The following is a 22127-nucleotide window of genomic DNA, read 5'->3' as shown; positions in this document are numbered from 1 at the left end:
GGTCGAGGTCTTTCTGGAGGTAACGGTACCCCCAGTAAAACACTCAGATCTAGCTGCGCAAGTCGGAAAGAGCAATAGAGTGCAGCTGCTGTGCGAGCTCGTTAAGCGTGGTGTCCGCCCGATTGGCCAGAAATCGAACGCGGCCGGCTTCGCGCGCTTTGCGGATGACCTCGGCAAGGGCCTGTTCCCTTAACGAAGGCCTGCCGGCGACCCACTGGCGCTTCGATTCCGCTGCACGTACTGTCAGGCGGCCCTCGCGGACCTGTCGCGGCGTCCACAGCAAAACGAAAATCACGCCTTCGGGAAGCAGGTCGAGGTGCTCTTCACTGGACGGGAATCCATCCAACACGCAGCTGGGAAACGTCGCCACGTATTTGAGCAGCTTCGCAGCCGTGTCATGAATCAGCGGTGCGCCAGGTGCCGATCGGCGCATTGCGGACATCAGCGTCACCGGCACGTCGGCTGGACAATTCTTGGAGTTGGCGAGGCGCCGTAGCAGTCCTACGCTAACATGCTTGAAACCCAGAGTCTCAAGCGCACGGCCAACAGACGATTTACCGCAACCGTGGCGGCCAATCAGGCAAATCAGCGCCATTGGCTACCGCGGCGCCTTTGGCGTGAGCGCGACTTCGATTGTGTTGAGCAGGGTCCTCGCTTCATTCATGTGCGCGACAGCCTTACCTAACGACTCGGCGTGCTCCGGGAAATTCTTCTGCAGCTTGGTGGCGATCTTTTTGGCTTCGACCATGCAGTCTGCACCATCACGCGCATGTTCTACCGCGGTTTCAGCGGTCAGCTTTGCCATGTTCTGGTCCTTCGGAATTAAGTTGATGTGATTCGGTTTCTGTGGTCTCGATCTGCTGTGCCAATGTATGCAACGCGCTCGAGAGCTGTTTGCCCAGATCCAGAATTTCTGGATTGGTGCCCACCCAGGCGATGGCGCCGGCTATAACCAACGTCCGGACGACCAATAAGTACTTCCGGAGCGGATCATCGGCGCGGGGCCGCCGGCCGATAAGAGCAGACCAGGGAATTAACTGATGTTTTCGACGCCCCAGCACGTTACTTATCCCCAAGCAATTTGAATTCGTTTGCTGGAGGCACAGCAGCCTGCTGCACTACCGGTGCGTTTTTTTTCTCGTCGGTACTCAGTACAAACTGGCCTGGCTCTGGAATATCGTCCTTCTCGGCACGGTCCTTCTGCTTCGTGCTCAATTCTGGAACATAAACCGGTTGCACTTTGCGCGCTGCAGTTGGTGTAGGCACTCGGCTACGATCAGGAATTGGTGAAGGCATACTCTCGAACGCTTGCTCGGGAGGGATGACAGCAATCGGTTGCTGGATCGCAGGCGGGACTGTCGAAGAAGCTGCTGGTTGGGCTGGGGCCGCGCTTTTAAGCTCGGCCACTTGCTTTTGCAGCACAGCGACACCTTCTTTCGTATGAACCAGGTCGCGCACGAATTCGCGGGCCCCGTCAATACTAAAGTTCACCGCGATGACCGCAGGAACCAGGGCCGCGTACAGCAACTTGAGGCGGCGGGTGGATTTGGAATTGTCGTGGCGCTCTGTGGATTTTCGGCCCTGGTCTGTGTTTGGGGCCGTCTCGCCGGCGTGTGGTTGATCCAGGTATTGATCTTCAGCGGCGACAACTGGCGGAGCGGCTACATCGCCAACGCTTTCCCTGGCAGGCATATGGAGCAAGACTGCCGTCGGCGGAAGATCGGGGGAAGTTGTGGGGGGCGTCCTACCATCTGGTACTACGGGCTCCAACAAAGAGTCTTCGGCAACCTTTGTCGGACGCGCAAAGGACGATTCGTTCGCCGCGCGGTCGGAAAAGGCAGGTTTGCATTTGGTGATGCTCGATCGTGCGCCCTCAGTTTGGGGCGGGGCGGCTTCGGTCCTTTGGTCCTTTCTCCCTGCTGGTTCATTGTTGCCAGCGATTGGTATAGAAAAACGCACCGTCGCCGGCGTCGCCACCATGCTCGCGTAGGTTGGGGACTTCTGCTCTGCTTGCGGCACGCATTTCGGCTCCTCAGGTTCACGAGGAGTGCTGTCATTCGCACAAGTTCTGCTGCAATCGATAACCATGGATTTCATGTCGACCTGTTTCGAGGTGGGTGGGACGGTTCCTTAAGTGGGCATACCTTACGCCTCGCGCGAGGCTGACTGCCGCCAAAAGCCCAAGGAATCCAATCCAGATTCCCATCTTCGGCCAGTCTGGCCACCACAGACAAATAATCCGGGCGAAAATCGGTCGCCTTTTGTTTTGAATAACCAGAGCGCAGTCGGCAGGATGTGGGTTCTTAACCAATTCGAAGGACGTCAACATGACCGAAGCAACCCCAACCACTACCGGTAACAACGATATGTTCACGGACGCGCTGCACGAAGTTGCCAGCGCTGAGGATCAGCTGCGCGGCAGCCTGGTGGAAGAAGGCGAGACGCAGCTGAACGCTTCTGCTGTCGGCGCCGTAAATGCAGCGCAGGCGGACGTGCTGCGCTCGCGCGCCCAGCGTGAACGCAACCGCGGTATCAAAAACCTGGAAAAGCGCCATGAAGGTGTCGCATCGGTTGTTCTGAAGGTCGCTCTGAACGAGCGCGTGATCGGCTCCGCATTCGAACGTTGGTATGCTGGCTGCGAAAACGGCATTTTCGTTCTCGGCAAACGTGCCCACCTGTTCGTCGGTGACACCAGCGCCGAGCAGCTCATGAACCAGGTAATCGCCAAGATCCAGGCGCTGGAAAATGAAGCCAAAACCGACCTCGAAGGCGTGAAGCAGCAGCTAAGCATTTACCTGACCGAAGCTTCCATCAAGCCGCAGTACGTGAAACCAGCCTCCGAGCGCGAAGTACAGCTACGCACCCAGTTGGCCCACCGTCTGCTGAAGGTAGTGCTGGCTCAAGACCAGATCCTGATGGGCCTGGTGCAGCTGCACTGGAACGGCGAAATCGAGACCGCGCACATCGAAGCGCAGGAAAACAAGGCCAAGAAAGGGTTGCGTGACCTGGCCACGTTCCTGAGCAAGACCATGCGCGGTATGCGCAGCAAAGTCGAGCAGAAGGCCAAGTCGGCGCCGGCGCCTGAAGCCGGCGAAGCAGCCAACTCCGCCAGTATCGAACAACAGGACGCCGCTTGATCGGCCACCTTGCCAAGCTGAACCCCGAGCAAAGGGCCGTAGTCGATGCTCGGGGCCACTGCCTGGCGATCGCATGCCCTGGTTCGGGCAAGACAAGCACGGCCGCCTCCAAGGCGGCCGTCTTGCTTGGCGAAGACCGCCGGGTCGCTGCCGTCACGTTCACAAAAGATGCGGCGCTGGAACTTCGTGAACGCATCGTCAAAATCGCCGGCGAAGAGGCAAGTCCCCGTCTGTTAGTCGGGACGTTCCATAGCATTTGCCTGCTCATGGCATTCCCATCGAGGGCACGCAGCCAGTTCGGCCGCGAGATATTGATGGATATGAGGTCCCCATTCAACGAGGAGTGGGACCTGGTCAAGACCGGTGTCCAGTTCCAGTTCGTTCAGCGATCGTTGAAGGAAAATGGAATCAACATGAAGGTTCAAGATGCTTTGTTCGTCATTGAGGCGGCAAAGGAGTCCGATTCGCTCGATCACCTCGACGATGAAACTCGGGGGTTGGTAGAAACCTACCAAGACATCATGCAACGCTCTGGAAAAATCGATTTCCAGGACATTATCCTCAAAACAAACAAGGCAATGCGGGATGGCACGCTGACGCCCTTGGCGGTGAACGACATGCTCGTCGACGAGTTTCAAGACACCGACAAAGCCCAATTCGAATGGATCGGACACCATGCCTTGGCAGGCACAAACCTCACCGCCGTCGGCGATGACGATCAGTCGATTTACGGCTTCCGCCGCGCGCTAGGGTACGAGGGTATGGACCGACTCACTAAGGAGTTCGGAGCCGACCGCATACTACTGGGTACGAATTACCGGTGTCGGGCCGAGATCCTAGGCGCGGCGCAACACCTTATCAACCACAACACCGAACGGATTGAAAAGCGCCTGTTCGCGCACAAAGGGGAGGGCGGGGTAGTGGCCTGGGAGACGTTCAAGGACGTCGCAACCGAGTCCGCTGCGGTCGCCGAGGAAGCGGCACAGGCTCTCGGGGAGGGCGCCGAGTTCGCTGTGATCGCCCATACCAACCGGGAGCTGATCGACATCCAGCGGGCCCTGATGATGCGCGACATTCCCTTCCGGAAGTCTGATGGCAAAAGCCTTTTCGATTACGTGGAAGTTCAGACCTTCGGCGCGGTGCTGCGTGCCCTGATCAAGGTGAGCGCCAACGACATCGATATGGCTTTGGCCTGGACTGGAATGAGCGAAGGCGACTCGCGAGAGATCCGACGCTTGTTCGGCTCCTCGATCCGAATCGGCAGCCCAAAGGATTTTGAGGGCAGCAACGTGTCAGAAGCCGGGGTGAAAACCTGGCGCAACTTCGCGAAGAAGTACAACGAATGGGCATCTTTGCTGCAGCAAGGCTTCAATAGCCTGCTCCACATGGGTGTTCATGAATGGCTGCTGGAGACAATCCAAAAGCCGAATAGCGATTACGTCCTGCAGACGGCCGCCGACTTATTTGACCCCAAGCAGAAGAACCTGGCCAAGCACCTGTCCGACCTGAGAAGCGCAGAACAGAAAGCCAAGCAGGAAGAAAGGGCTGCCGTCGAAACCGGCGAACAACGGAAGAACGTGGTTTGGCTGCTAACCGCACACGGATCGAAGGGCCTTGAGTTTGACAGGGTATGGATTGTCGGTGTGCAGCACGGTGCCTTCCCCTCGGAGAAGAGTTCACTCGAGGAGGAGCGTCGGCTGATGTTTGTTGCCATGACTCGGGCGAAGGAAATGCTCTGGGTCTCGGCGACCAAGGATAAAAAGCCAAGCTTGTTCGCATATGAGTCGAGGCTGCTAGAAGCACCAAAACGCGGTGCCAAAAGCTGATGCGAAGGACGGATTTTCCGCAATAAATCAGCAACATACGGGAACTGCGTTGCGACACAAAATGTTACCCCAAACCAGAGGGCGCCAATGTGGTGCCCTTTTTGTTTTGTAAAAGCGGCTTGGTTTCCTCGGCGTTTCAGCGCGATTTGTGGCCTTGCATCGTGGATCATCGGGCACTTCTGGCGAAACCCAAACTAGTCAACGTCCAATGCTAAACGTCAACGTCGTCGTAAACCTCCTTCGCATGAACTTGAAGCCGTTGGACCAATGGCTCAATGACAAGAAGGTCACGGAGATCATGATTAACCCCGGTGGCCACGTGTTTGTGGAAGAGGGGAGCGTGATTAACTACAAGGGCGAGTTGCTCTCTGAATCCTCCATTGAGACTACGTTAAAGGCGGTGGCGAAGTACGCGGGCAAGGATCTGCGCAAGAACACAGGCGACGCGATCATCTACGCGAGCATTGACGACTTCCGAATCGCCGGTGCCCTGGCGCCCGTTAGTCCATCGGGTTCATTCATCACCATCCGAAAGCACCTCGATAAGGATGAACGCCCAACTCTGGACCAGCTGATCGAGTGGGGAGCCCTCACCGGGAAGCAGGCCGACCTGCTCGTTGACCTACTAATTCATCAGCGGCTCAACACGATCGTCGGTGGAGGCACCGGCTCTGGGAAGACCACGTTGCTCGGCGCCCTGCTGAACCTGATTCCGAAGCATGAACGGATAATGTCGATCGAGGACTCGCGCGAGATCCACGTCGACATTCCCAACTTCGTTCCGCTCCTCACCAATGCCGACCTCAACATCACTGCCCGCGACATGGTGAAGCTCGCCATGCGCTCGCGGCCTGACCGTCTGCTGCTCGGCGAAACGCGAGGCGATGAAACTTACGACCTTATCCGCGCTTTCAATTCAGGTCACCCAGGTTCGATTTCCACGATTCACGGCGACTCCGCCCTCGAATCGTTAGGGGCACTGGAAATGCTTTACCAAATGTCGCTTCCAGATAACGCCTCAATTTCCGCAGAACTCGCTCGCGAGTACATCGCCAAGGCGGTGAAACTTGTTGTATTCGTTAATCGAAGTATCAATGTCGTCGACGGGGTTGCCCGCGTCGTACGTCGTGTAGAAGAAATCAGCCTCGTAAAAGGAGTAGTAAATGGCAAATATGTTCTCGAAAACCTTGCGTAAGGCGCACGCGCTGAAGCAGTCCGCAATCGCAACCTATAGCGCAAGCAGCACCAACAAAAAAGCAGCCCTGAAAGCCGCTGTAGGCCTGGCCATCGTCATGCTGCCTGAAGTCGCATTTGCACAGTCCGGCGGCAACGCCGGCGCCGGATTCTTCTGCTACATCGCCCAGTACTTCAAGGCCATCGTCGGTACTGCGGCCCTGGTCGCTATCACCATGTGGGCGATCGAACACGTGTTCAAGGTTTCGAAGCTGCACGACGTGGTGATCACCGTCGGTACCGCTTGCGCGATCGTCATCGGCGGCACGACCCTGATCGTGAATTCCGGCCTGACCACCAGCTGCGTGCTGTAACCTCATGCGCGAATCGAGCGTCAACCAGGCCTTACAAAAGCCAAGACTCAGCAATGGCATATCGTCCACCGCAATGGGCGTGATCTGGGGGCCTGCTGTACTAGCGTTCATCCTCATTGGAAACTCCGGCATTTCCAAAAGCTGGTTGTGGGCGCTCATTCCGCTTGGTATTGGTGCGCTTGCGCACTCCGTCCTGCGGTGGATCTACCGTAAGGATCCGCGCATTTTCGCGATGTACGCGAAGTACTCCATCTTGTCCACGTCGTATCACCCTGATGCGCGCGAGACATTGCCTGAATCCTTTGAGCGGCCAGCTAAAGTCGGTCGCGGCCTTCGAATCTAGCCACCCATGTTAAACATCAAATTTCGCGAAGAGGAGCATACGCATCCGCTTCAAGCCCTTTGCCCCTGGATCGACTTCATCACTCCAGAGCTGGTGTTGAACAAGGACGGGTCGCTCCTGGCCGCGTTCAAGTACCAAGGGGTAGACCCGGACAATCTGAGCAATGTAAAGGTCTCTGCGGTCACCTCTCGCTTCGAAGATACGATCAAACAGCTCGACAAGCGGATAACCGCTTGGTGGATCGTCGATAAACGCCGCGACTTCACCTACGCGGAAGGGGAGTTCCAGAACCAGACCGCGGCCGCGCTGGACGACGCATACTCCCAGAGTTTCCGTGAGGGCAAGCACTACTCCATCACTTACACCCTCTACATGCTGTTCACCGGCGATTCGGGCACTAGCAAATTCCTCGATCGCATGCAGCGCATCCAGTCCGACAAGGGCGGATCGTTATCGTCCGCATTTATCGGCGCCGTGAAGGAGTCGATTTCCGGGCGCGTGGCCTTTGCCCGCGACCAGGGCGTCCTGCGTGAGAACATCCACACCTTTGAACGAATCCTCGCCGGCTTCGTTAGCTCGGTTCCTCTCTCGACATTCCGGTTGACCAAAGAGACTGGCTTCGATTCAGCCTTAGCGACACTGCTCAATCGTGCGAGCGATCCAATCACCTATCGGAAACCAAAGCGTTCCATGCTCGACTCTTGGGCGCCCGCAAACTATGTCGCTTGTGGACCCGAAACGATTCAGTTCACTGGCAACACGCGGACGGTCTATGCAGCGGCACTAGGTGTTGTGAAGTGGCCGGAGTATACGACTCCGCTGCTGTTTGAATCCCTCGCGGCCATGGACATGGAGCTGACGATCTGCCAGATCGTACGTTTCCTCAATTCCGAGGAAAGCACCGCCCAGATCAACGAAGCCGTGGAATACTACAACTTGACGCAATACGGCGCAGTGAGCCACGCCATTGCCAAAGCGACGAACTCCGAACCCACGCCCAAAGCCGGCAAGGCCCAGCTCCTGGCGCAATGCAACGACGCGCTCGAGCGCATTGGCGCCGAGGGTATCTGCTACGCGTACCACAACATGACAGTGTTTGTGTATGGCGCAAACGACACCGAGCTGAAGCGAAACGTAACCCTCGCCACGCAGAAGTTGGCGCATAAAGGCTTCGGCCTGGTCCGTGAGCGGATCAATGCTTTACCTTCGTTCGCAGCGATGCTGCCCGGGCAATGGGCAATGCAGACGCGCTACGAGTTGCTGTCGATCGAAAACGTCGCTGACTGTGCGCCGCTCTACACCATGAACGAAGGGCCGAGCACACACGCATACTTCTCTGAACTGGTCTTCAAACGGCCGGTACCGAACTTCGCGACGTTTGCCAACCGATATGGTGGCAAGGCTCAATTCTCGCCGCACGTCGGCCAGGTAGGGCATATGCTGGTGATTGCGCCGACCGGCGGCGGCAAGACCACCTTTGTCAACTTCTGTCTTTCACAGTTCCTGCGTTACGGAAAGGTGAATGTCCGCATCTTCGACAGAAACCTATCCTGCAAAATTTTCACCCATCTCCATGACGGAGCTCATATCGACGTTAAGAACGGAAAGGGCAAACTCAACCCGCTTTCGTTCCTGGTCGACGGTCATGCTGATGGCCCGTTGTGGGTGCGTGAATTTATCATCCGGCGCCTGGCCGAAGGCGGGTACTCGGCCACCACAGATGACCGCACGGAAATTGACGAAACTCTGCTTCGCGTAGTGGACCAGTACGAACGGCTCGGCATCATGCCGCGTCTCAGCGTATTGGCAGCAATGCTACCGAAACACCTGACAAACGAATTGGGTGAATGGCTCGAAGGCCGCCCATACGGCATGTTCGACAACGAGGAAGATGACTTCTCCGTTGGTGACTGGACCACCGTGGAGATGAAGGACATCTTGTCGTACGAGCGCCTGGCGCGCGCGTTCATCGACTACTCTTTCCGCAAGATCTACCTGGCCCTGGACGGCACGCCAACGTTCATCTATCTCGAGGAGGCGAGCTTCTTACTTGCTGACCCACGCTTTAAAGAGGTGATCGACGATTGGCTCAAGACCTTCCGGAAGAAGAATGCGTTCATTTGGCTGACACTCCAGAGCCCGGAATCGATCTCCGACTCGGATATCGCCGCAACGCTGCTGGACAACATCTTCAGCTTCCTGTTCTGCTACAACGAGAAAATCGAACCGCACCGGGCCGCTTATAAGAAGAACTTCGCGCTCGAGGAGCACCACGTCGACCTCATCGCGAAGCTGCGGCCAAAACGTGAGTATCTGTTGGTGCAGAACTCCGAGTCTGGAGAGGGGGCGATATCGCGCATTCTGCGAACCAGCCTCAACAAGGAGACTCTCGCCTATCTGCGCTCCGAGGAGACCGTGCAGCGTATTTTTGAACGCCATTACAACGTCGACAATCCCAACTGGAAGGCCGACTACCTGGCCGAAGTAATGGATACCTAATTTTCGAAAGGAGCAATCATGAAAAAGTACATCAAGGGAATCCTGGGAACCTTGAGCCTTGCCGCGGCCATTGTGACCGGCCCAGCGCACGCGCTTTTCGGCGTAGGCGATATCGTCATCGACCCGACCAACCTGATCCAGAATACTTCTAGCGCGATTTCGGCCGTCAAGAATGAAGTCAACACCGCACACACCTACATCACCCAGGTGCAGCAGCTGATCGCCATGGGGAAATCACTGCAGTCGGTCAGCGGCCTGGCCAACCTGGCTGGGGTGCAGGAAGAGTACAAGCTGTATGTGCAGCTCGCGAACGTCAGTACTCAATTGTTGGGCGTCATTGACCGATCGAAACGACTGACTGAATCAGTGCAGGCGCAGGTTGGCGCATCCAATTTGGACTGGAAGACGTTCCTCACGACCAAATCGGACATTAACCGGTCGCGGGCGATGGCGCTGTCGCAGCAGTACCAGGCTATTGACCGGAGCATGGTAGAAGTCGCGGAACGTCGCAAGCAAATCGTAAACCAACTGCAGGCCTCGACGGGGCAAACGTCGGCCATGCAAAGTGTGGGTGCCGGCATCGACGTTCTGATCGGACAAAATCAGCAGATGATCTCTGCCCTGCAGATGCAGGGCAGGGCAGACCAGATGAAGCAGGAAATGGATCAGACTACTGAAAAGGCAACTTTCGAGCAAGGAATGCAGGTCATAAGCAAGCGCCAGAAAGCTCTGATGCAATCGGACGCGAATCTCAAGTGATCACTTGGCAGGCGCGCTCTCATTTTTCTCTTTAGGTTTTGCATCTGCGTCCAGCAACTTGTCGGATTCCTCATACTTCCGCTGTTGCTCCGCCATGACTTTTACTCCCTTGTCGAAGTTTTCCTTAGAACCAACCTCGACCTTTTGTGAAGAATCGGTGCAAGCAGTCAGCACGACCGCCAATAGTAACAAGGTTGCAACTTTAATCGTCATAACGCCTCCTATCTAATAGTAGATCGGTTGATTTTACCAAACCAATTCCGAATGCCAGCGTGAAAATGGACTACAGCTTCCTTCGAACCGTAATCATGGGATTCCTCATTGCTGCTTTGCTGGGAGCTTGTATTCCCACATTCGCCCAGGGAACCCAGACTGAAAACACTCAGAAAGTACAAGGCGAGCCGCCAGGCAAGTTCTTTAAAAACATAGCTAAGGCAGCTGAGGTACTCAAGAACAAAACTAACGGCGCGATAACCGACGCACTCCTAAATGCCGGCTACGCAGTCTCAAGCAAAATTCTGACACCAGCATTAAGCATTGCCGGTTCGTTGGCTCTCATCTATTTGATCGTTGAGGCGATCGGGCTGCTTAGCGGGCGCAACTCGTCCGGTAAGCAAGTGCTGTTCGATGTCGGACTGCCGGTCGTGCTGTGTTCATACTTGCTTATGAACTATGGAACGTTAATGCCTGAATTCGCAGGGAAGACCGGCTTCCTTGGATACATTCGAAACTTAGGGGGAGACCCGATTGCTGCGATTGCCGACATGTACACAGTCATTCTGCAAATGATTGCGCGTTCCATCAGCAATGCCTGTGATAACTTCTTCGAAACTGTTTCGATCTTTCACCTTGGGACCACCTTACTCGCATTCTTCGATGCGTTGATCTCAGTGGCCTTTGCAATCGGCATAGTCGGACTTTGCTTCGTTGGCCTTACTGACCTCATTGGGCTAGTTTTACTGGGTCCGTTCCTAGGCGCAGTTGCAGTTGCTTTCGGGCCGCTATTTATCACTGGTTTGGTAACCCCATGGACTCGGGAATACTTTTCGAAATGGCTCGGCTTCCTGGTAGCTTCGGCCGTGGTAACCGGTGTTCTTGGAGTATGCACGACGATAGTTTCTACTCTGTTCAGTTCGTTCAACTTCACAAATTACACTGGTATCGAGGCCCCAACCTCGGCTTCACTTCTGTTGGTTGCCGTGATTCTGATGTCGATAAACTCGCTCATCCAGCAGGTCCCGCAAATCGCAAGCGCAATGGTTCCTGGCTCGATCGGCGCAAGCAAAGGGGCTGGAGCCGCCGTACGTGAAGGCGCCGCCAGCGCAGCGAGCAAAGCCGGTGGAACTGCAACCCAGGCAAAGAACATGTCACAAGCCGCGCAAACACGAATTAAGGACCGTGCGAGCAAAAACGTCGAAACGCCTGCAGTTGCAGAGGCACCTTTGAAGTATCCGACGCTCAATCTTAACTAGAGCCGAACGGGGGACTGGGCTTCTGAACCCAGTCCCATTTGGCTGTGTCCGGCCTCTGGGTCCAAGTGGTCGACGGAATTCATGCAGATTCGAGGCGAAACCAAATTGCAGGCGGCCGAAAATCGACGGTGTACGTCCCCCCAAATGTCTGGGGGCGACAAATCTTCCAATCGCTGAACATCAAAAAATGAGAATGACCATGAAGCCCATGAGAATCGTGTCAATGGTTTCCGCTGCAGCTCTCATAGCAAGCTGCGCCACCGAACCACCGGTCCAGTCCATCGAGTACAACTACAAGGTCGAAAACGCCACCGCATCCGGCATCGTCCAAGTATTTGAGATGACCGGGAACACGGTCGTTCAGATCCGCGGTATCGAGTACAAGTCACCCGTGTTCCTGGACGAGAATCGCTCGGAGATCAAGTTCCGCATTCTCGGTCAAACGGCCGTGTTGACTGGCACCTATCGTTCGTTCACCGTGATGTCCGGCGCATCGAGCTCAAAGGTGACCCGTATTGGCAACGTTCAAGCGATGACCACGACCGCAAGCGCGGCCAGGGTCCAGCCCGTTGACAGGGCCGTAAGTGCCGCTCAACCTGCCGGTGCAAGTGACGAAGAGATGCGTGCCCAGTTGGCGTCCATGAAGGCGGAACTGGCATCGCTGCGGAAGCTACTGGCAAGCGCTCAGGCCCACGAGACAGCCCAGCCCGCCCAACAGCGGTACGCCGAAGTCACAAGTTCACGGCCCGTGAGTTCGGTTAGCATCCAATTCAAAGACAACAGCACCAGCTTCGAACCGAAGCCGGCCTTGGCATCAACCATCATGGATTTGAGCAAGGATGCGTCAGAGATCTCGATTACCGGCTACACGGACAGCTCGAAAGCCAGTCCAGCGAGCGCGCGCCTGGCGAAGGAACGTGCCGCTGCAGCGGGCAAGTACCTCGTCAGCCGCGGCGTGGATCAAAAGAAGATCACCTTGAGTTTCAGACCTTCGGGCGGTTTTATCGCTGAGAACTCCTCGAAGGAGGGTAAAGAACGGAACCGAAGAGTCGAAATCGACATCATCTAACAAAACGCCGGCATTAGCCGGCGTTTTTCTTTTCGACGGTTCGCTCCTCAGACCATACAAATCAGGCGCGAAAAGTCGGCTATTTTGCGGGCTGCGGATCCGCCTCGCGTTCGAAAATCAGGGCATGAAAAAGTCCAATCTTTCCCAAGTCCCAGACTTCGCCCCTGGCGAAATCTCCTCTGACACGGCGCGCGAACATTTTGAGCGCGGCGCTGCCCCAAAAATCGAGCGGAACAGGATGTTCCTGATTGCCTGCATTCTTGCCGCTGGCAACCTCGCCCAGGGCATCGGCATGTCGATGCTGTTTCCGCTCAAGACGGTCGAGACTCAAATTGTTCGAAGCGAGCAGGGTGGGCGTCTGGCGACAGACGGCGTCGCCGTTGGCAACTGGACTCCCGATAAGGATGAAATTGGCTACTTCCTGAACAAGTGGGCCTCCAGTGTATATGACATCAACCAGCAGACGATCGACGGCACGATTCGTGAGTCGACTGAAATGACGATTGGCAACGCGACGGCGCAGCTCCGCGACCTCCGCACAAAAGACAATCCTTTGGTGCTGCTGAAGCGCAATCCAAACCTGGTTCGTACGTATGAATACGTCAGCATCAACTTCATTGAGGATAACGTCGCCTTCCTCCGCTTCAAGACCATCACTCGCGATGGCGGCGAGCCGAAAGTCGTCTACTACGCCATGCGTATCACATTCACTCGCGTGAAGCCAACCACTCGTGAACAGATCATGCGCAACCCTGCCGGCCTGTTCATCACCAGTTTCAACCCTACCGAGGAAGCTCAATCTAAATGAGGACCGCCCAGTTAGTAGCAATTCTGCTGGCCGCACACACCGGCCTGGCCGCAGCAGCCCCGGCTCCCGTGAAAAAGAAGGTGGAGAAATCAATCGTTGACCCGACTGCGGAGGCTATTCCTGTGGCGCGGGAGAATCGAATCGTTCGCTACACCTACTCTCCGGACGTCATCTTCCGCGTCTTCACCCGTCCAACATTGCATACGCACATAGAGCTCGGTGAAGACGAAGGCCTCAAGGAAAAGCCTGTTCTTGGCGATACCTTGGAATGGAGCGCTTCGGGTGGTCCGCGCAATCTCTATATCAAACCACGCCACGACGGCATCGAAACTTCGATGACCGTGGTAACGAACAAGCGCGTTTACCAGTTCCAGCTGATTGCCGGCAAAGCCGAAGATGGCAAGCAGCAGCCGCTGTTCCAAAAAGTAAGCTTTGACTTCCCAGATCGTGAAGCGGAGATCAAGATGCGACTGGACGCCGACCTAGCCCGTGAGGCGGCCGAGACTGATCGCCTGAATGCGCAGATCGTCGCCCCGAATACCGATCCGGCGTCGCTCAACTTCAATTATGAGATTCAAGGTGAAGCAACGTTCAAACCGACCGCTGTCTACAACGACGGCAAGTTTACCTACTTGCGTCTTCCAAACATCCAGGACGCGCCTGCCGTATTCCTTCTCGATGCGGCCGGCAATCCATCACTGATCAACTACAAAATCAAGGACAACCTGATCATTGTCGAGCGCGTGGCTAAGAGCCTGCTCCTGAAGATCGGACCTGCCGAAGTCCGCGTCGCATCGCGTGACGGCAATAAGTCCTTCTGGCGTTAATTCCATGGCTAAAGACCCATTCAACATTCCGCCGATCCAGCCGAGCGAGCCGACGACTGCGTCCGCTGGCCAGTCGAACTTCGTCGAGGAATCTCAGAACCTCACCAAAGGCACCGCGCCGAAAAACATCCTGGCCAACATCCAGAAGGTCGCCATTCCGTTGGCCGCAGTTGGCATCCTGGCTTGGGTAATGATGCCTGACAACCGCGCTACCAGGAAGAAGCCCGACGAGCCAGAAGCAGTGGTTGATCGCGCGGTCCAAGTGAGCAATACCAGCGCGCTGCTGGACCAGCTGAAGGACGATGCAAAGAAGGCACCCACACCGCCGCCTCCGGTTGATCCGAAGGCGACACCGCCGGCACCAGGAGCTGCAGGCGGCTATGCTGGCGGCCCGGCTGGACAGATGCCAACTCCGATGGCGCCGCAGGCTGGCTACCCTTTGACCGGCCACGGCACGTCACCCGAAATGGAAGCGCAAAACCAGGCCTTGCTCGCGAAGCAGAAACGCGAAGAAGATGTTCGAGCATCGCCTTTGGAAGCGCAGGGTACCTTCACCTTGGTTGGCGAGTCCGCGAGTTCTCCTGCGAAGTCAAACGTCTCCCAGCTCCAGGACGAGATGGCGCGTCTTGTCGCGGCGCAGGATAGTGCGAGCGCGGGTCTTCGCAACGACACCAACAAGGCACTCGAAGCGATGGCACGGCAGCCAACTGGCCAATCTGGCAAGAATCCCAATCAGGAATTCTTGAATTCGCAGGCTGCAAGTGGGTCGACCGTTCGCACTACCACCGCCCAACTGGCGCCGGCGTCGTTCATGGTTTTCGAAGGAACGACCATTCGCAGCGTCCTGCTCCCGGAGGTATCGAGCGACATGCCAGGCAAGATTACTGCGCAGGTCACCTCGGACGTCTACGACAGTATCCACATGAAGTACGTCCTGATTCCGAGAGGAAGCAAGTTGATCGGCGTCTATAACAATGAAGTGGTCGTCGGCCAAGAGCGGACCCTCATCGCGATGACTCGGTTGATCTTCCCGGATGGTTCATCCGTTTCTTTGGGCGGAGCATCCGCGAGTGACATGATGGGCAAATCCGGCCTGAAGGCAGATGTCAACAACCACTTCTGGAAGATGTTCTCGAGCAGTTTCATTATCGGCGCCTCGTCGTTCTTCCTCGGTGATAAGCGCAGTACGGTCACCACGACCAACAACGGCGCCGGCAGCATGACCACCGGCTCGGTGGCCGGCATGGCTTTAAGTGACGTACTCCAGACGCTGATGAACCGGAACAAGAACATTCCACCGACCCTGACCAACGAGTTCGGTCAGGAGTTCATCTTCATGACCACACAAGACATGGCGCTGAATCCCTATCGCCGTTAAACCGCACACCCCTGTATCACCAAACACGCGCCTAAGTCACTGATTCAGCTAGAAATTTGGAAAACACGCACCCGCTTTTTACGACACGACCGGATAGAAGTTCGGGCTTCGGGCGAATGCTCCGATCCAAATTAGTCGGAGAAAGCTGGTGCTCTTGGGTGTGGGTGACCTGGTGTTGTCCGTAACATTCTGAATACAAAATTGGAACCAGTCCGATGCTCAAATTAATCAAGAAACTCGCCACGTCATTTGTAGTCGCGCTGCAGCTGGTAGCTGTTCACGCGCATGGGGCTCCAATCGACAGCAACTACTACGTTGTGGACGCGACAAACAAGAGCCGCTTCGAAGTCTATAACGACGGGAAAAATACCTACGTTGAAGCGATCCCGGGCCTGATCATTCGTGGCGCTACGGCCGACGGCCAACGCTACATCGTGAACGGCGTCCCGACCCAAATCGCCGCGCAGCTCAATGGTAAGCAAATCACGGTAATGCGTGGTTTCCCGCCGCCTCCGGAAAAGCCAGAGATCGACACCAAGGCGCTTCAGTCGCGCATTGACGAACTGAGCCTTCTCCTGGGCGAAGCCGACGCCAAGTTGGGCGGTCCGGCCGGTGACTCGCAAAAGTCTTTGTCCGCAGACACCGCTGATTCCAAGAAGAAGGAATCGGCTCAGATGCAAATGAGATGGGAAGTGCGCGCCACCGATGTGCGCCTGGCGGCGACGTTCGAGCGCTGGGCCAAAGAGGCTGCGACAGAAGGCAAGGGCGGCGAATACCGGATCCTGTGGGATGCTGACACGCATGTGCTGATCGACGGTACGCCTACTTACTACGGCTCCCTGACGGACGCAATCGAAGCAGCCCTCAAAACACCTGGTATCCGGAACGGCCGCAACCCACTGGAAGCCTGCGTCTACGACAACTCGCCCCCGGTGATCCGCATTACCAAGCTGGGTGAGCAGTCAGAGGCATGTCCGGAATACAACTAATTTAGGGACCGTATGAAGCTGAAAATCGTAGCAATCGCAGCACTTGCGATGGTATCCGGCTGCACTTCGCCGGCACTCAAAAAAGAAGCCGCATCGATGCAGAACGACGTGTTGTCGCGCGTACAAGCGATGAACTCCCAATTGCCGAAAGGTGACATGGGCAAGGTGACCGGCAGCGCCGAGTATGCTGATGCGTTGGCGCAGGAGCAGATGAAACGGCCGGTGATGCGTCGCGCTAACTCGACATACATTGGCTCGCGCACCGTCCCTGTGTCGTCCGATGATCGTCTCCCATCGGTCTTCCGCGAAGACTTCAGCTGGACCACCGACGACATCAAGGCGGCACGCTCGGTTTCACTGAATACCGTCGCCAACCGTGTGTTCAATGCTACCCACATTCCGGTCCGCATCCAAAGCGACGTCGGCACGGTTGCCGTAAATGCGATCCCAACGACGAAAGTTGCGGTTGCCCCTGGCGAACCATTGCAAGAAATGGCAATCGCACCAGCGGTATCACCGTTGATGCTCGACAACGCAGATCTCAAGTACAAAGGCCCGTTGGTAGGCTTCCTGAATCACCTCACCGACCGCCTTGGCCTAGCCTGGGAATACCGTGACGGCACAGTTGTCATCATGCGCTACATGACCGAATCATTCGAAGTCTCTGCGTTCATCGGCAAGTCGAAATACGACATGAACTCGGGCGTGACCGGTAGCGGTCAAACCACTGGTTCCCAGTCGACCGATTCCAAACTGACAGTAAACGACGACGGTACGACGGATGCCTTTACCAGCCTGGAAAAGACCGTCAAGCAAATTGTTAGTGGAGTACCAGGGTCCGAAGTAATCCGCGCGGATGGCTCGAAGCAGCTCATTGTGAAGAGCTCGAAGGAAATGCTGGCGCAGGTGCGTGACTTCATCACGGGCGAGAACGCACTGATGCAAAAGCAAGCACTGATCCAGTTCGACATTTATTCCGTGCAGACAAGCGAGCAGGACGAACGAGGAGCCAATTGGACCGTGCTGTTCAACTCGTTGTCGCAAATCTATGGCGTAAGCAGCTCGTCTCCAACTACGCTCACCGGCATCAACGCTGGCAACATCGGCGTTAAGGTGTTGGAAGGGAACAGCGACGCAAGCCAGCGATTCGCGAACACGCAGGCCTTCGTCAACATGCTCAAGCAAAGCGGCACCAGCGTCCAACACCGCACTATTCCAATGATGGCAATGAACGGTACCTGGGCCCGCAAATCCCGCTTGAGCACCGAGAGCTTCATCTCCGAGACCACCCCTGGCGCCTCGTCTGCGGTTGGCGCCGGCGCGCCCGGTATCAAAACCGACAAGGTCACGACCGGCGACCAGTTCCAAGTTCTGCCTCAGATCCAGAAGAACAACACCGTGCTACTGAAGTTTGGCCTGTCGCTCTCGGATCTGCTTGGACTGACCGACGTTACTTCCGGCCAGGGCGCGAATCAGCAAAAGGTTCAAACCACCAAAGTCTCCGCGAACGGCGAACAGACATCGTTGGTGATGAAGCCTGGTCAGGTATTTTCGGTAACGGGCCTGTCGCGTGACGTTTCGACTGGCGATAAGCGTTCACTTTCTGAGGATACACCGATTCTGTTTGGCGGTTCCCGGAAGGTCGGGATCGTGCGCGAACACTTCATCATCTTCATCCGCACCGTGGTTATCTAAGCGACAGACATGAGGACATTAACCGCAATCGCCGCTGATAAGGCGGCCCTCGTCGTAGGCTTGAAGTGGAAGCATCTGCACAACTTCGGCGCCGGCGCCAAAGTCACGAAAGAGGTCCGCGAAGAAGCCAAGTTGGTACAGGCGGAGAAGGTGATCATTCACTCGGTCGTGGCCGATTCACAGGTACTCGGTGCGATTGGCTTGTATTCGAACAATGAATATGAACCGACGAAGCAGAAACGACTGCATTCACTGGCTGTTGCATTTGTGCAGGCCTTTCCCGGTGACGTGAATCAAATCCTCGCGTGGCGCCTCGGCGAGCGCCTCAGTGAAGAGGATCGCGTGGCCGTGATCATCGTTCAGAACGGTTTGCCAATCGCCGACGAGGTCAAAACTCAGTCCGAAGCTGTGCAACTGATGAAGAATGCGCTGGGCGGGAAGATGGGCGCCAATGGGCATAAGGTATATACCAATGATCCTGTGTCCTTCTACAACGGTCAGTTCAACGGCCAGGTCGTTGAAGAGCAAGCGTTTATCGAACACATTTCCAAGTCCAATCGACTCAGTGCCGTCCCGATTAACCCTGTGCACCTGCTACTAACGGTTGGCGCCGTCGCCGGCATCGCTCTTTCCGGCTTCGCAAGCTATGAGCACCATCGCCAAGCGGAAAAGGCGGCGCTCCTGGCAAAGCTGGCGGCTCAAGACCCATTGCCCCCGTATGAGGACCTGCTCGCATCTAACATCGGCCGCATGGGGCTGGAACGCAACTCGCTGGCCAGTACGCTTGCCACGTTCGGTACGCTCAAAGTGATGCAAGCGGGTTGGCTTCTCGAACAAGCCGAATGCGCTCCAGGTAAATGCATTTACACGTGGGACCGTAAAGGCGGAACCACCTCTCAACTGCTAGCGGCATTCCCAGGCGCCGAGTTGATGCCTGAAAGCGGGTTGGGCAAAGCAAAGCTGGTGTTGAAGTCGCCATTGAAGCAATCCGGTATCGCTTCGCTTGCTGCCGCTGTTCCTATGAGCCGGGTGTCAATCGATTACGTCAACACCTATCAGCTTTGGACCAACGCCGGCCTGCAGGTTCAGCAGCAAGACGAAGAGAAAGAGTTCAAAACTTGGCCAACGCCGACAGAAGGCGATGTGAGCCAGCTTCCAGCAACCAGCACGCTTAAGGCGCGCCCAATCAGCGTAACTGCACCGTTCGCACTAGTACAGGAAGTTGTCGCGTCGACGCCGGCCGCCGTCTGGTGGACTTCGTTCACCGTGAAATACACGCCGTCAGAAACTGAAAAGAATCTGGCGGTCACTATCAAAGGAAACACGTATGTTCGGTAAGAAGACTCTTGTGCTGGCTTTCGCCATTCAACTCAGCGCGTCAGTTGCTGCTCAAACCAACGCTGATGACAAAGGGCAGGCCTCGGCGCCGAAACCATCGTCCGCACCAGGACAGCTTGTCCCATCGGCCAGTGCTCCCGTGGTGAAGTCCGCTGAGGTGACGATCGCTGACCTAGCGGCAAAGCAAGCGAGCGCACTTGCCGCAAGCGCTAACAAAGAAGTCTCGGCGTCTGGCCCTGTTGTCACCCCAATCGGACAAGCTCAACCGCGGCCCGTTCCTGAGCTGAAGCCTGACCAGGCTATCGCCATTACCACTGACAAGGATGTCAAACCATTCCTGCCCGTGAAACCGCCTCCGCCACCGAAGCCTTACCTGGCCGCGGTGATTGGCCTGAAAGGGAAGGAGATCGCTGAAGTGCAGACCTCGCCAGTTTCGAGCATCACCATCACCGCTGGGGACACAATCAAAGGCTGGACCGTAGAAAGTATCGCAGGAAGCAAACTGTACCTGGCAAAGACTGAAGTAGTGAAGCAAAAGAAGACGGCGAAAACCGTCAACAGACAGTTCGTCTGGGCGGTTGGCGAGTATTTGAATTAACAAGGGTTTCGAATAAGTACGATGTTCAGCTTCTTTAAAAGGCAGGCGAGCGAGCCAATCCAAGTCGGAGGCGTTAAGACGGAATCTCGGCGCGAGCATGAGATTGCGCAATCACTCACACTGCACTCCGGTCCTGCTTCTGTTGCTGGCCCTGGCGAGCCGGCAGACAATGATTCGATCGTCGAAAGCCTGAGCGCGATCCCTGAGTACACATCGATCCTGACCGGTGTCGGCAACGGATTCCTTGTTGCGCTGCCAAAGCACCTTGAGTTCGCAATTATGGCCCTGGAAGTTGGACCAAAGCGCGCGCTGCTTTATTTCGATGGCAAATCAAACAGTGCAGACTTGCCCAAGGCCGTTCAATCGGTTCGGAACGAGCTGGTCATTGGCGGCTTCGATGTCGCTGCGAATGACCGCATGTGTACCGAGGACCTCATTCGCAAACTCGTCGAAGACTTCAAGAAGCGGCCCGCCTATCTAGGGCAATCAGCATCGAACTCGGAGCACAAGAAGACATTCGAGACCTGGATCTCATTGGCATGGCAAGAAGGCGCCAGCGACCTGCACGTCCTGCCTTCCGGGAACACTTCGTCCGTCCTGATACGCGTCGACGGTGAGCTTGAGCCCTTGCCAGATGGGCACGGAGGCATATACACCGAGAGTCATGCAAACGCGGTTATCGGTTGGGCATTCGGCGAAACTGCACAAGAGAATTCGAACAGCGCGGCCATGTTTGGAAGTAGCGAGAACATTTTCGCAATGCTGACGCCTCTGCAGGTCGGAAACACAGTCGTTGGCATGCGTTTCCAGACCATCATTGGCGTCCAAGGCCCCAAAATCATCATTCGCCTTTACGATGCCAATCAGACTGCTATTCCGCTCGACCAACTCGGCTACTCAGATTCGCAGATTGAATTGCTCGTTGAAGCAGGCATGAAGGAGAAGGGCCTGGTTCTGTTCTGTGGCGTTACCGGCTCTGGTAAGACTGTGGCGCAAAAGACCTTCATCGAAACGCATCCGTCAAACGGTGTCGGAGCGATCTACAGCCTCGAAGACCCTATCGAACTGCCGCTCGAAGGTGTGCATCAGATTCCATTCCAACGCGACCTCGCTGATCCAGAGGCAAGCTCTCGCGAGTTTAACCTTCACGTTTCCAGTATCGTTCGTGCGGACCTGGACGGAGTGCTGATCGGTGAGATTCGTGATGCTGCGAGTGCGGCCGCTGCAATGCAGTTTCAATCCACGGGGCACTTCGTCGTGAGTACGTTGCACGCGAATAAGTTGAGCGGTATCGCTCGCCGCCTTACCGAAGAGAAGTCTTGGGGGCTCACGCGCGCAGAAATTACTGGGCCAGAGGTTCTGAACCTGATGATCTACCAGGGCCTGGTACCGCGCTTGTGCCCGAAGTGCAAGATCTCTGGCACTGAGACCGAAGCTCACAAGGACGTCGCCGTGAGAAAACGGGCAAAGAAGGTCGATCCGGCGAAGGAAATTTCAACCACTCTCGATATTCTCAGCAGAAACTTTGGACTCTCCGCAGACCGCTTCTATTTCCGTCGTGCGGGTGGCTGTCCTCATTGCAAAGGTCGAGGCACTCGGGGCCGAACCAGCGTAGCGGAGATGTTCATGCCTGATGAGACTTGGCTACAGCTCACATCCGTCGGAGACGATATCGGGGCGCACAAGCACTATCGTTCGTTCTCCGATGGTGACATCGAGTCGCCAGATATGACGGGAAAGACAATCCTCGAGCACACGCTCTACAAAGCAGCTTTGGGAATCGTCGACCCGAGGGAATGCAGGCAGTTCGACGGCTTCGAGAAACAATTTAAATAACCGCAT

At 56.1% G+C, this 22127-nt stretch carries 21 protein-coding genes; 17 read left to right on the top strand and 4 right to left on the bottom strand.

Features of this window, described 5'->3' with window-relative positions; translation table 11 throughout:
- Positions 1-49 precede the first annotated feature (49 nt).
- The 3 genes from ACN9MW_RS32040 to ACN9MW_RS32030 form a co-directional block, all read right to left on the bottom strand.
- Positions 50-442 (bottom strand): hypothetical protein, encoded by a 393-nt coding sequence (locus ACN9MW_RS32040; RefSeq protein ID WP_426172508.1) that lies wholly within the window; start codon positions 440-442, stop codon positions 50-52.
- A gap of 156 nt (positions 443-598) precedes the next feature.
- A complete protein-coding gene (locus ACN9MW_RS32035) occupies positions 599-805 on the bottom strand; it encodes a hypothetical protein (RefSeq protein ID WP_426172506.1) in 207 nt (68 codons plus the stop codon).
- 257 nt (positions 806-1062) lie between these two features.
- Positions 1063-2097 carry a hypothetical protein gene (locus tag ACN9MW_RS32030; protein ID WP_426172504.1) on the bottom strand — a complete coding sequence of 345 codons (1035 nt, stop codon included), beginning with the start codon at positions 2095-2097 and terminating at the stop codon, positions 1063-1065.
- Positions 2098-2327: 230 nt separating this feature from the next.
- Here ACN9MW_RS32030 and ACN9MW_RS32025 point away from each other — a divergent pair, with 230 nt between their 5' ends.
- The 7 genes from ACN9MW_RS32025 to ACN9MW_RS31995 all read left to right on the top strand — a co-directional run bounded on the left by ACN9MW_RS32025 (position 2328) and on the right by ACN9MW_RS31995 (position 10111).
- A complete protein-coding gene (locus tag ACN9MW_RS32025) occupies positions 2328-3137 on the top strand; it encodes a hypothetical protein (RefSeq protein ID WP_426172503.1) in 810 nt (269 codons plus the stop codon).
- Positions 3134-4963 carry an ATP-dependent helicase gene (locus ACN9MW_RS32020; protein WP_426172501.1) on the top strand — a complete coding sequence of 610 codons (1830 nt, stop codon included), beginning with the start codon at positions 3134-3136 and terminating at the stop codon, positions 4961-4963. Before ACN9MW_RS32025 ends, ACN9MW_RS32020 begins: the two co-directional genes overlap by 4 nt.
- Positions 4964-5171: 208 nt before the next feature.
- Positions 5172-6158, top strand: coding sequence for an ATPase, T2SS/T4P/T4SS family (locus ACN9MW_RS32015; RefSeq protein WP_426172500.1), 987 nt, complete (start codon positions 5172-5174; stop codon positions 6156-6158).
- On the top strand, positions 6127-6510 hold the full coding sequence (locus tag ACN9MW_RS32010) for a hypothetical protein (protein WP_426172499.1): 384 nt from the start codon (positions 6127-6129) through the stop codon (positions 6508-6510). The genes ACN9MW_RS32015 and ACN9MW_RS32010 overlap by 32 nt, the downstream gene beginning before the upstream one ends.
- A 4-nt stretch (positions 6511-6514) precedes the next feature.
- Positions 6515-6853, top strand: coding sequence for a VirB3 family type IV secretion system protein (locus ACN9MW_RS32005; RefSeq protein ID WP_426172497.1), 339 nt, complete (start codon positions 6515-6517; stop codon positions 6851-6853).
- Positions 6854-6859: 6 nt separating this feature from the next.
- Positions 6860-9352 (top strand): VirB4 family type IV secretion system protein, encoded by a 2493-nt coding sequence (locus ACN9MW_RS32000; protein ID WP_426172496.1) that lies wholly within the window; start codon positions 6860-6862, stop codon positions 9350-9352.
- 18 nt (positions 9353-9370) lie between these two features.
- Complete coding sequence (locus ACN9MW_RS31995) at positions 9371-10111, top strand: hypothetical protein (protein ID WP_426172494.1); 741 nt, start codon at positions 9371-9373, stop codon at positions 10109-10111.
- Here ACN9MW_RS31995 and ACN9MW_RS31990 read toward each other — a convergent pair whose 3' ends face one another.
- Entirely contained in the window at positions 10112-10324 is a 213-nt protein-coding gene (locus tag ACN9MW_RS31990; RefSeq protein WP_426172493.1) for a hypothetical protein, read from the bottom strand. It lies immediately after the preceding gene.
- 59 nt (positions 10325-10383) lie between these two features.
- Here ACN9MW_RS31990 and ACN9MW_RS31985 point away from each other — a divergent pair, with 59 nt between their 5' ends.
- From ACN9MW_RS31985 to ACN9MW_RS31940, 10 genes are all read left to right on the top strand, one after another.
- A complete protein-coding gene (locus tag ACN9MW_RS31985) occupies positions 10384-11583 on the top strand; it encodes a type IV secretion system protein (protein WP_426172492.1) in 1200 nt (399 codons plus the stop codon).
- Between the two features lie 199 nt (positions 11584-11782).
- The gene (locus ACN9MW_RS31980) at positions 11783-12652 is read left to right on the top strand and encodes an OmpA family protein (RefSeq protein WP_426172490.1); all 870 of its coding nucleotides are present in this window, start codon (positions 11783-11785) and stop codon (positions 12650-12652) included.
- 124 nt (positions 12653-12776) lie between these two features.
- Positions 12777-13460, top strand: a complete 684-nt coding sequence (locus tag ACN9MW_RS31975; protein ID WP_426172488.1) for a type IV secretion system protein — start codon at positions 12777-12779, stop codon at positions 13458-13460.
- Positions 13457-14287 carry a TrbG/VirB9 family P-type conjugative transfer protein gene (locus ACN9MW_RS31970; RefSeq protein WP_426172486.1) on the top strand — a complete coding sequence of 277 codons (831 nt, stop codon included), beginning with the start codon at positions 13457-13459 and terminating at the stop codon, positions 14285-14287. Before ACN9MW_RS31975 ends, ACN9MW_RS31970 begins: the two co-directional genes overlap by 4 nt.
- A 4-nt stretch (positions 14288-14291) precedes the next feature.
- On the top strand, positions 14292-15665 hold the full coding sequence (locus tag ACN9MW_RS31965; RefSeq protein ID WP_426172485.1) for a TrbI/VirB10 family protein: 1374 nt from the start codon (positions 14292-14294) through the stop codon (positions 15663-15665).
- A 215-nt stretch (positions 15666-15880) separates the two neighbouring features.
- Positions 15881-16654 (top strand): TcpQ domain-containing protein, encoded by a 774-nt coding sequence (locus ACN9MW_RS31960; protein ID WP_426172483.1) that lies wholly within the window; start codon positions 15881-15883, stop codon positions 16652-16654.
- 12 nt (positions 16655-16666) lie between these two features.
- Positions 16667-18349, top strand: coding sequence for a type II secretion system protein GspD (locus tag ACN9MW_RS31955; protein ID WP_426172482.1), 1683 nt, complete (start codon positions 16667-16669; stop codon positions 18347-18349).
- A gap of 9 nt (positions 18350-18358) precedes the next feature.
- The gene (locus tag ACN9MW_RS31950) at positions 18359-19687 is read left to right on the top strand and encodes a hypothetical protein (RefSeq protein WP_426172480.1); all 1329 of its coding nucleotides are present in this window, start codon (positions 18359-18361) and stop codon (positions 19685-19687) included.
- A complete protein-coding gene (locus ACN9MW_RS31945) occupies positions 19677-20285 on the top strand; it encodes a hypothetical protein (protein WP_426172478.1) in 609 nt (202 codons plus the stop codon). Before ACN9MW_RS31950 ends, ACN9MW_RS31945 begins: the two co-directional genes overlap by 11 nt.
- A gap of 21 nt (positions 20286-20306) precedes the next feature.
- On the top strand, positions 20307-22121 hold the full coding sequence (locus tag ACN9MW_RS31940; RefSeq protein ID WP_426172476.1) for a GspE/PulE family protein: 1815 nt from the start codon (positions 20307-20309) through the stop codon (positions 22119-22121).
- Positions 22122-22127: the final 6 nt, after the last annotated feature.

The sequence above is a fragment of the Pseudoduganella sp. R-34 genome, from assembly GCF_049904655.1.
Classification (GTDB): Bacteria; Pseudomonadota; Gammaproteobacteria; order Burkholderiales; family Burkholderiaceae_D; genus Rugamonas.
This window is presented reverse-complemented; position numbering and strand designations above follow the sequence as displayed.

What these genes read in the sequence shown, in the direction of transcription:
- ACN9MW_RS32025 (WP_426172503.1), top strand. Translation starts at nt 2,328, where the DNA reads ATGACCGAAGCAACCCCAACCACTACCGGTAACAACGATATGTTCACG.
- ACN9MW_RS32010 (WP_426172499.1), top strand. Translation starts at nt 6,127, where the DNA reads ATGGCAAATATGTTCTCGAAAACCTTGCGTAAGGCGCACGCGCTGAAG.
- ACN9MW_RS31990 (WP_426172493.1), bottom strand. Translation starts at nt 10,324, where the DNA reads ATGACGATTAAAGTTGCAACCTTGTTACTATTGGCGGTCGTGCTGACT.
- ACN9MW_RS31965 (WP_426172485.1), top strand. Translation starts at nt 14,292, where the DNA reads ATGGCTAAAGACCCATTCAACATTCCGCCGATCCAGCCGAGCGAGCCG.
- ACN9MW_RS31975 (WP_426172488.1), top strand. Translation starts at nt 12,777, where the DNA reads ATGAAAAAGTCCAATCTTTCCCAAGTCCCAGACTTCGCCCCTGGCGAA.
- ACN9MW_RS31995 (WP_426172494.1), top strand. Translation starts at nt 9,371, where the DNA reads ATGAAAAAGTACATCAAGGGAATCCTGGGAACCTTGAGCCTTGCCGCG.
- ACN9MW_RS32000 (WP_426172496.1), top strand. Translation starts at nt 6,860, where the DNA reads ATGTTAAACATCAAATTTCGCGAAGAGGAGCATACGCATCCGCTTCAA.
- ACN9MW_RS31945 (WP_426172478.1), top strand. Translation starts at nt 19,677, where the DNA reads ATGTTCGGTAAGAAGACTCTTGTGCTGGCTTTCGCCATTCAACTCAGC.
- ACN9MW_RS32030 (WP_426172504.1), bottom strand. Translation starts at nt 2,097, where the DNA reads ATGAAATCCATGGTTATCGATTGCAGCAGAACTTGTGCGAATGACAGC.
- ACN9MW_RS32035 (WP_426172506.1), bottom strand. Translation starts at nt 805, where the DNA reads ATGGCAAAGCTGACCGCTGAAACCGCGGTAGAACATGCGCGTGATGGT.
- ACN9MW_RS31960 (WP_426172483.1), top strand. Translation starts at nt 15,881, where the DNA reads ATGCTCAAATTAATCAAGAAACTCGCCACGTCATTTGTAGTCGCGCTG.
- ACN9MW_RS31955 (WP_426172482.1), top strand. Translation starts at nt 16,667, where the DNA reads ATGAAGCTGAAAATCGTAGCAATCGCAGCACTTGCGATGGTATCCGGC.
- ACN9MW_RS31970 (WP_426172486.1), top strand. Translation starts at nt 13,457, where the DNA reads ATGAGGACCGCCCAGTTAGTAGCAATTCTGCTGGCCGCACACACCGGC.
- ACN9MW_RS32005 (WP_426172497.1), top strand. Translation starts at nt 6,515, where the DNA reads ATGCGCGAATCGAGCGTCAACCAGGCCTTACAAAAGCCAAGACTCAGC.
- ACN9MW_RS32040 (WP_426172508.1), bottom strand. Translation starts at nt 442, where the DNA reads ATGTCCGCAATGCGCCGATCGGCACCTGGCGCACCGCTGATTCATGAC.
- ACN9MW_RS31980 (WP_426172490.1), top strand. Translation starts at nt 11,783, where the DNA reads ATGAAGCCCATGAGAATCGTGTCAATGGTTTCCGCTGCAGCTCTCATA.
- ACN9MW_RS32015 (WP_426172500.1), top strand. Translation starts at nt 5,172, where the DNA reads ATGCTAAACGTCAACGTCGTCGTAAACCTCCTTCGCATGAACTTGAAG.
- ACN9MW_RS31950 (WP_426172480.1), top strand. Translation starts at nt 18,359, where the DNA reads ATGAGGACATTAACCGCAATCGCCGCTGATAAGGCGGCCCTCGTCGTA.
- ACN9MW_RS31940 (WP_426172476.1), top strand. Translation starts at nt 20,307, where the DNA reads ATGTTCAGCTTCTTTAAAAGGCAGGCGAGCGAGCCAATCCAAGTCGGA.